Raw genomic sequence first — 12,597 nt, 5'->3', positions numbered from 1 at the left:
TGAAGAATAATAAACCTTTTGACCCATTGCTTGCTTTTGCAGCTTGACTAGCAAGACGGTATCTCAGGCCGGGGGACAGGCCTCCGCCGAAAAGCCGATATTATATAGGCCTTGAGGTGATCGGCTTTTCGGAGGGTCCCGCTTAGGGACATATCGCCCCCGGCTAGGGGCTCGTGCTGGGAAGAGAAAAGTTTTATCAGGTTTTCAGTATTCCAATTTCTCTATTCCCCATTTCCCATTCTCCTATTCCCTAATTCTCCGGCTCTCTTGTTCCCTTATTCCCTTTTGAGCAGCTAGGCAGAAAATCGGGGCTCCCCCGGAAGGCCTCTCGGCGGAAGGAGGGCGTAGGATGGAGTTTTTGGAATTCCGGATCTGTTTTGTGCACTCAGGCTGGAAAACTGGGGCCCCACCTGAAAGCTTTAGGCAGGAGGGAGGCCGTAGGAGCGTCAAAAAAGCCTAGAGAGCAATCCAGTTAGAGGCTGACGAAGGAAGACTCTAACTGGAATTGCGAACAGGCTTTTTTGGCGCGAGTAGGCCGACCGGGCCGTGCTTTCAGGAGGGGCCCCAGTTTTCCGGCCGGGCGTAGCATGACGCAAAATTTAGGGGAGGGCAGGGACGACTTATTCCGCGATCTCAATGGAAGGCCCGAACACCGCCTTGGCCTCGTTGGCGCTCACCAAGTAGCCCGTGATCATGAGGTGAACCAAGGTGCCCAGGACTTCGTCGTTTTCCTCTTCCGGCATGATCTCCCGGCAATAGCTCTCGAAGACGGCCAAAATCTCCGGGCCCAGGCGGTCCTTGAGGATCTGTTGGTACTGCCCGACGTCGATTTCGTTGAGCTCGGTCAGGAGTTGGAAGGCTTTTTCAGCCCGGGGAGTAATGGCCACGATGGGGCTCCTTGTTCGATGTTGAGAGGGCAGGGTAGCATACCGGCCCCGCCCGACAAGGGAAAAAGCGATGGCCGCTTGACTTCGCGGCGTCCCGAGTTTTAGAGCCAAACCCATGAAAGTGCTGGTCATCGGTTCCGGAGGTCGCGAGCACGCCTTGGTCAAGGCCGCTAAACGCTCGCCCCGCGTCCGCGAGGTCCTGGCCGCCCCCGGCAACCCCGGCATCGGCCAAGAGGCCCGCTGCTGCCCCGTCTCCGTCGAGGACATCCCCGGCCTAGTGAAACTGGCCCGCGAGGAACAAGTCGACCTTACCCTGGTCGGCCCCGAGGTTCCTCTCACCCTGGGCGTCGTCGACGCCTTCCAGGCGGCCGGCTTTAAGATCTTCGGGCCCAATCAGGCCGCGGCCGTCCTTGAGGCCAGCAAGGTCTTCACCAAAAACTTTTTGAAGAAATACCGCATCCCCACCGCCCGCTACGAGGTCTTCACCGAAGCCGAGGCCGCGCGCCGCTTCCTGCGCGACAACGCCTCCACGCGCTGGGTCCTGAAGGCCGACGGTCTCGCGGCGGGGAAGGGCGTGCTGGTTCCGCTCAGCCTCGAAGAGGCCCTGGAGGGTGTCGAACGCATCCTGGTGAGGCGCGAGTTCGGCGAGCAGCAGCTGGTGATCGAGGAATTTCTCGACGGCGAAGAGCTCTCCTTCATGGTGCTCTGCGACGGCGCCCAGGCCCTGGCCCTCGCCTCCAGCCAAGACCACAAGCGCTTGAACGACGGCGACCAAGGGCCCAATACCGGCGGCATGGGGGCCTACTCGCCCGCGCCGGTGATGGACGAGGCCCTAGCTCAAGAGGTTATGCGCGCCATCATCGCCCCCAGCCTGGCCGGGATGCGCGAGGAAGGCCGGCCCTTCGTCGGGGTCTTGTACGCGGGCCTGATGATCTGCGGCGGCAAGCCCTATGTATTAGAGTTCAACGTCCGCTTCGGCGACCCCGAGGCCGAGGTCCTGCTGCCCCGCCTGGAGAGCGACTGGATCGACCTTTTTGAAGCCGCCATCGAGGGCCGCGTGGCCTCCGTCGCCGCGAAATGGAAGCCCGGCAGCGCGGCCTGCATCGTGATCGCCGCCGAGGGCTATCCGGCGGCTCCGCGCAAGGGCGACGAGATCCTGGGGCTGGAGGCGGCCGCGGATCTTGCGATCGTCCACCACGCCGGCACCGCCTTCAAAGACGGAAAATGGCTGACCAACGGCGGCCGCGTCCTGGCCGTCACCGCCTTGGGTCCCGACCTGGAGGCCGCGGTGAAGCGGGCCTATGCGGGCGTCGAAAAGATTTGCTTCCAGGGCATGCACTATCGCAAGGACATCGCCGCGCGCGGGTTGGCGAGAAGGAGAAATCCATGATGACGACATCCAAATCGCCCTACCTGGTTTCCATCCTCATGGGCAGCGACAGCGACCTCGATACGATGCGCGCCTGCCAAGACACGCTCAAGGAGTTCGGCGTGACCTCCGACATCAAGGTCCTCTCGGCGCACCGCACCCCGGACGCCCTGGCGGCCTACCTCCAAGAGGCCGAGGGACAGGGCGTGAAGGTCTTCGTGGCGGCGGCCGGGATGGCGGCGCACCTCGCCGGCGCAGTTTCGTCCCGGACTGTCAAGCCGGTGATCGGCGTGCCTCTCGATGCCTCGTCCTTAGGCGGGCTCGACGCCCTACTCTCGACCGTCCAGATGCCGGCCGGGATCCCGGTCGCGACCGTGGCCATCGGAAAGGCGGGCGCCAAGAACGCCGGCTTCCTCGCCGTCCAGATCCTGGCCCTGGGCGATCCGGAGTTGGCCAAGAAACTGTCCGAGCAGCGGCGCAAGAACGCCGAGGCCCTCCTGGCCAAGAACGAAAAGCTGGGCTGATGCGCGAGGTCGATCTCCCCACCGCGATCGAGGTCCTGCGGCGCGGGGAGATCCTCGTCTACCCCACCGAGACCTTCTACGGCTTGGGGGTGGACATCGCCCAGCCCAAGGCCCAAGAGGCCCTGTTTCGGCTGAAGGGGCGGGAGGCGGGCAAGGCGGTTTCCCTGCTGTTGGCGGAGCCAAAACATTGTGAGGATTTACTTTCGGAACTAAGTGATAATTTGTTGAATTTGATAAATAAATTTCTTCCGGGTCCCTTGACGATCGTGGCCCGGGCCTCCGCCAAGGTCCCGAAGGCTTGGACCAGCGAGGGAGGCTGGGTGGGCTTGAGGGTGAGCCCGCATCCCCTGGCGCGGCAACTCGCGGCGGGCTTCGGCGGCCCACTGACCACGACCAGCGCCAACCCCAGCGGCGCCCCCAGCGCGCGGTCGCGGCGCGAGCTCGAGGCCTATTTCGGCGGCCGGGAAGATGTATATTTTTTGCCTGGAGGAGACCTCCCTCCCTCACAGGGCTCCACCGTCGTCCGGGTGGAAGGGGATCGTTTAGTTTTGCTGCGCGCGGGGGACATCCCCTTCGCGGAACTGGAAAAATACTGGAGTCAAACCCAAGCATGACCAAGATCGACGCATTCCGAGGCTATCGTTACAACCCCGAAAAGGTCGGCGACCTCGCCGCCGTGCTGGCGCCGCCCTATGACGTCATCGACCCGCCCTTGCAGGACAAGCTCTACGCAAAGTCCCCCTTCAACGTGGTGCGCATCGACTTGGCGAAGGAAGAAAACGGCCTGAGTCGCTATCAGGTCTCCCAGCACGCCTATAACACCTGGAAGCAGAAGGACGTCTTGCGGCAAGATGAGCGGCCCTCGATCTACCTTTACTTTCAGACCTACTCGCTGCCCGACGGCCGTCGCCTCACTCGGCGCGGCTTCATCGCGCGACGGCGTCTCGAGAGCTTCGCCGAAGGCGGCGTGAAGCCGCACGAGCAGACCTTCCCGGGCCCGAAGGCCGACCGCCTCAAGCTGATGCAGGCGACGAATGCCAGCTTTTCGCCGATCTTCGCCCTCTATCCCGATCCGGCGCAGGAGGCCGGCGCGCAGCTCGCCAAACTCTCCGCCGGAAAGCCCGACCTCGAGATCCGCGACGAGAAGGGCGACGAGCACCGTCTGTGGCGCGTCGACGACGCCGAGGCCATCGCCCGATTGCTGGGCACCGTCCGCGACCGACCCCTGATGATCGCCGACGGCCACCACCGCTACGAGACCGCCCTGGCCTATGCCGAAGAGCAGAAGGCGCTGCTGGGCGACAAGTACACGGGGCAGGAGCCCTTCAACTATGTCATGATGTACATCTGCGCCCTGGAAGACCCGGGGCTGGTGGTCCTGCCCACGCACCGCGTCCTGGCGCAGCGCCCCGAGATGAACGAAGAGATCTTCCGCGGCCTGGTCTCGAAATACGCCAAGGTCAAGGCCTTCCCCGTCGCCGAGGCCGACGCGGCGATCCGCATGCTGGAAGAAGAGGGCGCGCGGGAGCACGCCCTGGGCTGGGTCCACGACGGCAAGATCGAGGTCCTCGTCTTCGACGTCGAGAAGCTGCTCGAGAGCCAGTCGCTCAACCATTTGCACTTCGCGATCCGCGACCTGGACGTGACCGTTCTGCACGACCTTGTCCTGGAAGAGCTGCTGGGCGTCTCGAAGGGCGCGCAGCGGGAGTACGGCAACATTCTCTACATCAAGGAGGCCAAGGAGGCGATCGGCCTGGCCGAAGAGAAAGGCACTTACGCCTTCCTGATGAACGCGACCAAGCTCAAGCAGATCGAGGCGGTGATCGCCATCGGCGAGAAGATGCCGCAGAAATCGACCTTCTTCTATCCGAAGCCCCTGACGGGCCTCGTGTTTTACGATTTCGCCTCGGCCTGAGCCTGGGCAAATTCCCGACAACTTCTTCGCGCGCGGCGCGATAAGGCCCCCGAATAACGGGTTCGGGGGCACGGATTCGCTTCGCCTTTCCTCCCCCTCATAACAAATGATTCTATAAATACGGGTGGCATATGCACCGCGTTTGGGCGCGGCCGGCCGCACCTTCGTCCGTCCCCAGCCTTCCGGAGATCCCGGGACTTGGGCCTGGCGAGGCGCGCGAGCTGCGCGAGATTTATCGCGAGACGGATCCTGAGTTGAGGGACGCGGCCCTGCTTGCCTTGGGGCTTCGTTTCGAGCAGGGGGATCGTCTCGAGGCTGTCGCCGGCGTCTATGCAGCGATTTTAGGGGCCGTTCGCGAAGGGCCCCTACCTTTATCCCTTGAAGTCCACGAGTCGCCCCAACGGCGCCAGGCTCGTCATAGGCTTGAGGCCCTGCAAGGCCGCGGTAGCTTCGGCGCGCGCGCCGAGGGCCTGCTTCGCCGCTTTGCGCGCCAAGCGTCTGACCCGCGCGTGATCGCGCCGATGATGGTCGGATCCGTCGCCTTCGGCCTCGCCCGCAACGCCGCGCTTGGCCGCCTGCTCGGCTCCGCCCGGGCCTCCGCGTTGACGCGGGGCTGGGGGGCGCGGCTCGCGGCGGGCGGGATCGGATTCGGCGTCGAGCTTCCGGCCTTCGTGCTCTCCGCCCGCGCCATGGGCGGGACGCAGCGTTCCTTGGGGCAGGATTTCCTCGGCGCCGGCCTGACGCTTGGGGCCTTGAAGGCCTTCGGTTGGGGCGGGCAGGCCGCGCGGCGGGTCGCGGGGGATCGCTTTATCCTCAAGGACCTCGCCCGGCCGCTGCCGGCCGTGGCGGGTTTCTCGGGCCTAGCCGTCGCGCACAAGCTGGAAGAAGGCCTGGGGTTGCGCCCGCGCAGCGACGCGGGAACCTTCCTGACCGACACGCTGGCCGCCTACCTATCTCTCAGCGTCGGTGGGCGGCTCGGCCAGGCCATGCTGGGCCGGCGTTTCGCCCGGGCCCAGGCCGAGCTCCAGTTCCGCGCGGAACGCACGGCGGAGGCCCGCCTGCAAGCGCGCCTGGAACAGACGAATGCCCGGCCCTTGTCCCGATTGTTGCCCTTACCGGCGCCTGCGCCGCTGATGATCTTCATGGCCTCTCCCTTCGAGCGCCTGTTCCGCTGGCTCGAGCAGCGACTCTATCCGCCCGAGGGTGCCGCGGAGCTCCAACCCTCCAACGTGACCCGCCACCGAATGGAGAAGACGATGAGCGTGATGCTGCGCCGCTTTCCCAAGCTGAAGAAGGTCCTGGCCCGCAGCCCCTGGACCTTGGAGCAAAAGTGGGAGCTCCTGAAGGCTGTCACCCCCAGCGCGCATCGCGCGCCCTGGGAGGTCTTTCATGTCCTGCCCAAGGCGCTGAAGGCCATGGAGGAGGCGGGCTGGTCCTACGAGCGGCAGTTGGGCCTCTTGGCCCTGCTTTCCCGCGTGGGCGAATTCCCCGTTCCCATCCACAAACATCTCCCCGGCGCCTTGGCCGCGCTGCAGGCCTGCGCCTGGCCCCACGACGCGAAGTTCGAACTGCTTTACTCCCTGGCGGAGATGGCCGGACCGAACGCCGACCGGGTCTACGCGAACCTGCCCGGGGCCCTGCGGGCCATGCGCGAGAGCGAATGGACCCATCACGAGCAGTCGGACCTCTTGCAGCTCTTGATCCGTCACGCGGACCACAAGATCGGCAACATCCTCTCCCACCTGCCCGCCGCCCTGCGTTTCATGGGCCAGCACGAATGGACCTACGCCCAGCAGGCGCGCGTCCTGCTGATGATCGCCGACCGGGCGCCCAACGACCTGCAGGTCTCGTGGATGCTGGAGGACCACCTGCCCGTCGCCCTCGAGATGATGTCCGAGCTGGATTGGAACACCGCGACCCAAAGCCGCTTCCTGACGCGCCTGCTGGACCGCGCGGGCGAGCAGAGCCCGGTGGCGATGGAATTCCTGCCGGGCCTCTTGGACGCGATGCAGAAATTCGGCTGGCGACCCAATTACATTTATGAGACCCTCTGGGAGGTCTTCGAGCGAGGCGGCGTCCAGTCGGGCAAGATGGTCGAGGTGATGCCGCTGCTGTTGCAGACCATGCGCCACCGGGGTCTGGCGATGACGACGCAGCGGGAGATCCTCGAGGCCCTGGCGGGCCGGGCGGGGGAGCTGAGCAAGTTCGCCTTCGTCCACTTCGCACTCGCGCTGATCCGCAAGCCCTTGCACTGGAAGCCGTCTTAAGGTTCGGGATGGGGGGCCTTGTCCTTGCGTCGCAGGCGGCGAACGAGCTGGGCGATCATCACGGCGAGGAAGAGCGCCAGCAGCCAGCCTCCCACCACGAAGAAGGCGATGTCGGCCGGGTGCCCGCGCTTAAACATGTCGGAGAGCAGGGCGAACATCAGAATCCCAATTCCCGCAGCCGCTTGTCGTCGATGCCGAAGTAGTGCCCCAGCTCGTGCAGGACGGTGCGTTGGATCTCTTCCTTCATCCGCTCGCGGGTGGGGGAGATCGCTTCGATGTTCTTTTTATAGAGGTAGATGCGGTCAGGAAGGGTGTTGGCGTAGTAGGGGCCGCGGTGGTTCTGCGGCACGCCCTGGTAGAAGCCCAGCAGCCCGCGGCGCCCGACGCCCATCTCGGCCTGGACCTCGGGGCTGGGGTAGTCCTCGATGAAAATATCGACGTTTTCGATCTTTTCGGCCAATTCTTCGGGAATTTCGTCGAGGGCCTCGTCGACGACGGCCTCGAATTCTTCATCGCTCAGCATGGGCTTTCCTTCCGCGGGGTCCTCTGCTATCGCCATCCTCACGCATGGCGCCCCCAGGTAAAACCGATTTTATCCCGCTTTACCAGCCCAAAAAAGGCTATCGCTACGGCATCGATTCGCTGCTTTTGGCCCGCTTCGCGGACCTGCGGCCGACGGACCGGCTCTGCGACCTGGGCTCGGGGGTCGGCATCTTGGCCCTCTGGGCCCTGACCCGGCGAAAGGTCGAAAAGGCCGTCGCCATCGAGGTGCAGCGCGAGCTGGCCGAGCTGGCCCTGAAGAACGCCGAGGTATTGGGCGTGAAGAGCCGGCTGGAGGTCTTTCACGAGAATTGGAAGCGGGTGAAGTCCTTCCTCAAGCCGCACGGCTTTCACGTGGTGATCAGCAACCCGCCCTACCGCAAGGCCTTCAGCGGCAAGGCGCCGCCGGATTTAAGCAAGGCCATCGCCAAGCACGAGATCGAGGGGACGATGTCCGACCTCATCAAGGCCGCGGGGTATTTAATGAAACCTTCCGGGCGCTTTTGCCTGATGTACCCGCCGATTCGGCTGGAAGAGCTGATCGTCGAGCTGAACCGCGCCAAGCTCAAGGTGCAGCGGATGGGTTTCATCCACCCTTATCGGGACCGTCCGGCCACCCTGGTGATGGTCGAGGCCGTCCGCTCGATGGAGCGCGAGCTGAAGGTGGAGCCGCCCATCGTCGTGTACCGGGACGCGGACCACTATACCCCCGAGGTCGAGGCCTGGGTCGGCCCCAAGCGCCGGGTTTGACAGGGGAGGGGGAATTTTGTAGGGGCGATGCCAAGTTTCGCCACCAGAGGAAGGTCTTATGGCTACCGAGAGAAAACTTCGCATCCTAGTCGGCAAACCGGGCCTCGACGGCCACGACCGCGGCGCCAAGGTCATCGCCCGGGCCTTCCGCGACGCCGGCTTCGAGGTCATCTATACCGGCCTCCACCAGACCCCCGAGATGATCGTCAACACGGCCATCCAAGAGGACGTCGACGCGGTCAGCCTTTCCATCCTCTCCGGCGCCCACAATTACGTCTTTCCCGAGGTGATCCGCCTGATGAAAGAGAAGGGGATGAGCGACGTCCTCGTCTTCGGCGGCGGCATCGTCCCCGACGACGACATCAAGGAGCTCAAGGCCCAGGGCGTGGCCGAGATCTTCACCCCCGGCTCCTCCACCCAAGACATCATCGAGTGGGTCAAAAAGAACGTGAAGCCCAAGACCGAAGCGATCTGAATTTCGGCCACCTCCAATTTCGATTTTCGCATGCGAATTTCGATCCCCCGCTCCGAGGGCCGCATGGGATGATCGCATTCGAAATTCGAGGTGTTAGTCCCCCCGAAACCTCGGCGCCCGCTTCTCCTGAATCGCCCGAATCCCCTCTTGCAGGTCCTGCGTGGCGAAGCTCTTCGCCTGACCGGCGGACTCGTAGTCGAAGACCTCTTCGAGGGTCGCGGTGACCGCCCGCTGCACGCCCTTCTTCATGATCTTGAGGGCGAGCGGCGCGTTGGCGACGATGAGGTCGACGACTTCCTTCACCTTGGCGTCCAGCTCCGCCGCGGGCGCGACGCCGTTGACCAGGCCCAGGCGCTGGGCCTCGGCGGTGTCGAAGGTGCGGGCGGTGAAGAGCAGCTCGGCCGCGACGGCCGGCCCGGCCAGCTTGGTCAGCCAGTAAAGCCCGCCCATCCCGCTGCTTAGGCCCAGCTTGGCGAAGTTGGCGGCCAGCTTGGCCTCGGCGGCAGCGTAGCGCAGGTCGCAGGCCAGGGCGATCAGGAAGCCCGCGCCGATGGCGTGGCCGTTCAGCACCGCGAGGGTCGGGACCTCGATGTCCCGCAGCCGCAGAAACTTGGAGTAGAACTCGATCATCTCCCGCTTGTTCGTGTCGAAGTCCCGCGCCGTGTGGTCGAGGATGAACTGCAGATTGCCGCCCGCCGAGAAGGCCCGGCCCGCCCCCGTGATCAGGACGACCCGCAGGTCGGGATTGGCGTTGAGCTTCGGCACCATCGCCGCGATGGCGTCGCCCATCTCGGGCGTCATGGCATTGAGCTCCTGGGGATTGTTCAGGGTCAATTTGCCGACGGGGCCCTGCTGTTCGAAGAGGAGGAGGGACATGGGGAGTACCTGCAAGAATTGTGAAAATTCCGTTGAAACCGCGCCGGGCCCTGGTTAAGGAGGTCCCATGAGCGTCGAAATACTGGCTAGCTCCCTAGATCCAGGCTCCGCCGACTTTCAAGCAAATTCCGACCACCATCGGGGGCTTGCCAAGGAGCTGCGCGAGCGCATCGCCCTCGTCAAGCGGGGCGGCGGCGACGAGGCCGTCGCCAAGCACCGCAAGCGCGGCAAGTTGCTCGCCCGCGAGCGCATCGAGCGGCTGCTCGACCCCGATTCCCCCTTTTTAGAATTCTCCACCCTGGCCGCCCACGAGATGTACGGCGGCGAGGCGCCCGGCGCGGGCATCGTGACCGGCATCGGTCTGGCCCACGGCCGCGAGATCTTGGTGATCGCCAACGACGCGACGGTGAAGGGCGGCACCTACTACCCGATGACCGTCAAGAAGCACCTGCGCGCCCAAGAGATCGCCGCCGAAAACGGCCTGCCCTGCGTCTACCTGGTCGACTCGGGCGGGGCCTTTCTGCCGCTGCAGTCCGAGGTCTTTCCCGACAAAGAGCATTTCGGGCGCATCTTCTACAACCAGGCCCAGATGTCGGCCGCCGGCATCCCGCAGATTGCCGCCGTTATGGGCAGTTGCACCGCGGGCGGCGCCTACATGCCGGCGATGAGCGACGAGACCATCATCGTCAAGGGCAACGGGACGATCTTCCTCGGCGGGCCGCCGCTGGTGAAGGCCGCCACCGGCGAGGTCGTCACGGCCGAAGAGCTGGGCGGCGCCGACGTTCACTGCCGCAAGTCGGGCGTCACCGACCACTTCGCCGAGGACGACGAGCACGCCCTAGAGATCGCCCGCGACATCCTCGCCCACCTCAACCGCCCGGCCAAGACGGCCTACGAGTTTCACAAGCCCCAGGATCCGCTGTATTCGCCCGAGGAGCTCTACGGCATCGTCCCGTTGGATCCCAAGAAGGGCTTCGACGTCTGCGAGGTGATCGCGCGGTTGGTCGACGGCTCGGCCTTCCATGAATTCAAAAAGCTCTACGGCGCCACCTTGGTCTGCGGCTTCGCGCGGATCTTCGGCATGCCGGTGGGCATCGTCGCCAACAACGGGATCCTCTTTTCCGAAAGCGCGCAGAAGGGCGCGCACTTCATCGAGCTCTGCGCCCAGCGCCGCATCCCGCTCTTGTTTTTGCAGAACATCACCGGCTTCATGGTCGGCAAGGCCTACGAAAACGGCGGCATCGCCAAAGACGGCGCCAAGATGGTCATGGCCGTCTCCAACGCCCGGGTGCCCAAGTTCACCGTCGTGATCGGCGGCTCCTACGGGGCGGGCAACTACGGCATGTGCGGCCGCGCCTACGGCCCGCGGCAACTATGGATGTGGCCCAACGCGCGGATCAGCGTGATGGGCGGCGAGCAGGCGGCCAACGTCCTGCTCACCGTGAAGAAGGACCAGCTGGCCGAAAAGGGCCAGCCGCCGATGACGGCGGCGGAAGAGGCGAAGTTCATGGCGCCGACCCTCGAGAAGTACGCCGCCGAAAGCAGCGCTTATTTCTCGACGGCGCGGATCTGGGACGACGGCATCATCGATCCCGCGGACACCCGCAAGGTGCTGGGGATGGGGCTGGCGACGGCCTACAACGCGCCGATCCCGGAGACCCGTTTCGGCGTATTTCGCATGTAAAAGGGGATCTTATGGCCAAACCCTACGACACCCTGCTGATCGAGCGCGACCAAGGCGTCACCACCGTCACGCTCAATCGGCCCGAGCTGCACAACGCCTTCAACGAGGCGATGATCGCCGAGCTGGCCCGGGCCTTCGCCGAGTTCGGCAAGGACCCCGGGACCCGCGTGATCGTCCTGGCCGGGGCCGGCGAGTCCTTCTGCGCCGGCGCGGACCTCAATTGGATGAAGAAGGTCGCCTCCTACACGCCGGCGCAAAACAAGGCCGACGCCCTCAAGCTGCACAAGATGCTGCTCGCGGTCTACCGCTGCCCCAAGCCGGTGATCGCCCGCATCGACGGCGCGGTGCTGGGCGGCGGCACGGGGCTGGTCGCCGCGGTCGACATGGCCTTCGCCAACCAGGACGCCCTGTTCGGCTTCACCGAGGTGCGCCTGGGCCTGATCCCGGCGGTGATCTCGCCCTTCGTGATCCGCAAGATCGGCGAGGCCAATGCTCGCGAGTATTTCCTGACCGGAGAGAAATTCACGGCGCTCCGGGCCCAGGAAATGGGGCTGATCCAATACCAGGGTACTCCGGAATACGTTTATGAAAAGCTCCAGGACAAGATCCGCGAGCTGAAAAAGGGCGCGCCGACGGCCCTGGCGGATTGCAAACGCTTGATCGAGAAGGTGGGAGGCCAGGCGCTCGACAAGATCGGAGCCTACACCGCGGGACAGATCGCCGCCCGCCGCGGCAGCAAGGAAGGGAAAGAGGGCATGGTGGCGTTTCTGACGAAGCGCAAACCCGATTGGGTGGGGTGATGACAACCGGCAAAAAAATCCTGATCGCCAACCGCGGCGAGATCGCCCGCCGCGTCATCCATGCGGCCCGCGAGCTGGGCTACGCGACGGTGGCCGTGTATTCCGACCCCGACGCCGGCTCGCTCGCCGTGCGCGAGGCCGACGAGGCCTTCCGCCTGCCCGGCGCCGAGGTGAAAGAGACCTACCTCGACTCCGCTAGGATCCTCGCGATCGCGAAGGAGGCGGGCGTTTGGGCCATCCATCCGGGCTACGGATTCCTCTCCGAAAACGCCGCCTTCGCGGAGGACTGCGCCCAGGCCGGCCTCAAGTTCATCGGTCCCAGCCCCGAGACCATGCGCCGCCTGGGCAGCAAGGTCGAGTCCAAGCTTTTGGCCAAGAAGGCCAAGGTTCCCACCGTTCCGGGCTTCGAGGGCGAGCTGCCTTCCGGCAAGGAGTTGGAAAAGATCGCCGCCAAGATCGGCTACCCGCTGCTCATCAAGGCCGCGGCCGGCGGGGGCGGGAAGGGGATGC

General features: G+C 64.8%; 12 protein-coding genes and 1 pseudogene. 10 read left to right on the top strand and 3 right to left on the bottom strand.

Annotated features, from left to right (window positions below; translation table 11 throughout):
- Positions 1-620 precede the first annotated feature (620 nt).
- Entirely contained in the window at positions 621-887 is a 267-nt protein-coding gene (locus FBR05_12525) for a hypothetical protein (protein MDL1873003.1), read from the bottom strand.
- A gap of 115 nt (positions 888-1,002) precedes the next feature.
- Here FBR05_12525 and purD point away from each other — a divergent pair, with 115 nt between their 5' ends.
- The 5 genes and pseudogenes from purD to FBR05_12500 all read left to right on the top strand — a co-directional run bounded on the left by purD (position 1,003) and on the right by FBR05_12500 (position 6,883).
- Positions 1,003-2,277, top strand: coding sequence for a phosphoribosylamine--glycine ligase (gene purD, locus FBR05_12520; protein ID MDL1873002.1), 1,275 nt, complete (start codon positions 1,003-1,005; stop codon positions 2,275-2,277).
- Positions 2,277-2,780, top strand: a complete 504-nt coding sequence (purE, locus tag FBR05_12515) for a 5-(carboxyamino)imidazole ribonucleotide mutase (GenBank protein MDL1873001.1) — start codon at positions 2,277-2,279, stop codon at positions 2,778-2,780. The genes purD and purE overlap by 1 nt, the downstream gene beginning before the upstream one ends.
- A complete protein-coding gene (locus tag FBR05_12510) occupies positions 2,780-3,394 on the top strand; it encodes a threonylcarbamoyl-AMP synthase (protein MDL1873000.1) in 615 nt (204 codons plus the stop codon). Before purE ends, FBR05_12510 begins: the two co-directional genes overlap by 1 nt.
- Positions 3,391-4,695 carry a DUF1015 domain-containing protein gene (locus FBR05_12505; protein MDL1872999.1) on the top strand — a complete coding sequence of 435 codons (1,305 nt, stop codon included), beginning with the start codon at positions 3,391-3,393 and terminating at the stop codon, positions 4,693-4,695. Before FBR05_12510 ends, FBR05_12505 begins: the two co-directional genes overlap by 4 nt.
- A gap of 2,092 nt (positions 4,696-6,787) precedes the next feature.
- Positions 6,788-6,883 (top strand): annotated as a pseudogene (locus tag FBR05_12500) (chitin-binding protein).
- A gap of 236 nt (positions 6,884-7,119) precedes the next feature.
- Here the strand turns inward: FBR05_12500 and FBR05_12495 are convergent.
- On the bottom strand, positions 7,120-7,485 hold the full coding sequence (locus tag FBR05_12495) for a metallopeptidase family protein (GenBank protein ID MDL1872998.1): 366 nt from the start codon (positions 7,483-7,485) through the stop codon (positions 7,120-7,122).
- A 44-nt stretch (positions 7,486-7,529) separates the two neighbouring features.
- Here FBR05_12495 and FBR05_12490 point away from each other — a divergent pair, with 44 nt between their 5' ends.
- Together FBR05_12490 and FBR05_12485 are read left to right on the top strand one after the other, a co-directional pair.
- Positions 7,530-8,252, top strand: coding sequence for a methyltransferase (locus FBR05_12490; GenBank protein MDL1872997.1), 723 nt, complete (start codon positions 7,530-7,532; stop codon positions 8,250-8,252).
- Positions 8,253-8,310: 58 nt separating this feature from the next.
- Complete coding sequence (locus FBR05_12485; protein MDL1872996.1) at positions 8,311-8,727, top strand: cobalamin B12-binding domain-containing protein; 417 nt, start codon at positions 8,311-8,313, stop codon at positions 8,725-8,727.
- Positions 8,728-8,820: 93 nt separating this feature from the next.
- Here the strand turns inward: FBR05_12485 and FBR05_12480 are convergent, their stop codons facing one another.
- Positions 8,821-9,603 carry an enoyl-CoA hydratase/isomerase family protein gene (locus tag FBR05_12480; GenBank protein ID MDL1872995.1) on the bottom strand — a complete coding sequence of 261 codons (783 nt, stop codon included), beginning with the start codon at positions 9,601-9,603 and terminating at the stop codon, positions 8,821-8,823.
- 67 nt (positions 9,604-9,670) lie between these two features.
- On the opposite strand from FBR05_12480, the gene FBR05_12475 reads away from it, so the two are divergent.
- From FBR05_12475 to FBR05_12465, 3 genes are all read left to right on the top strand, one after another.
- Positions 9,671-11,287 carry a methylcrotonoyl-CoA carboxylase gene (locus tag FBR05_12475; protein ID MDL1872994.1) on the top strand — a complete coding sequence of 539 codons (1,617 nt, stop codon included), beginning with the start codon at positions 9,671-9,673 and terminating at the stop codon, positions 11,285-11,287.
- 11 nt (positions 11,288-11,298) lie between these two features.
- A complete protein-coding gene (locus FBR05_12470; protein ID MDL1872993.1) occupies positions 11,299-12,087 on the top strand; it encodes an enoyl-CoA hydratase/isomerase family protein in 789 nt (262 codons plus the stop codon).
- The coding region (locus tag FBR05_12465) for a hypothetical protein (protein MDL1872992.1) at positions 12,087-12,597 on the top strand (511 nt) is incomplete at its 3' end. The genes FBR05_12470 and FBR05_12465, both read left to right, overlap by 1 nt.

This window comes from Deltaproteobacteria bacterium PRO3, from assembly GCA_030263375.1.
Taxonomy (GTDB): Bacteria; UBA10199; UBA10199; order DSSB01; family DSSB01; genus DSSB01.
The sequence above is the reverse complement of the archived record's forward strand: the minus strand, read 5'-3'. Positions and strand labels throughout refer to the sequence as shown.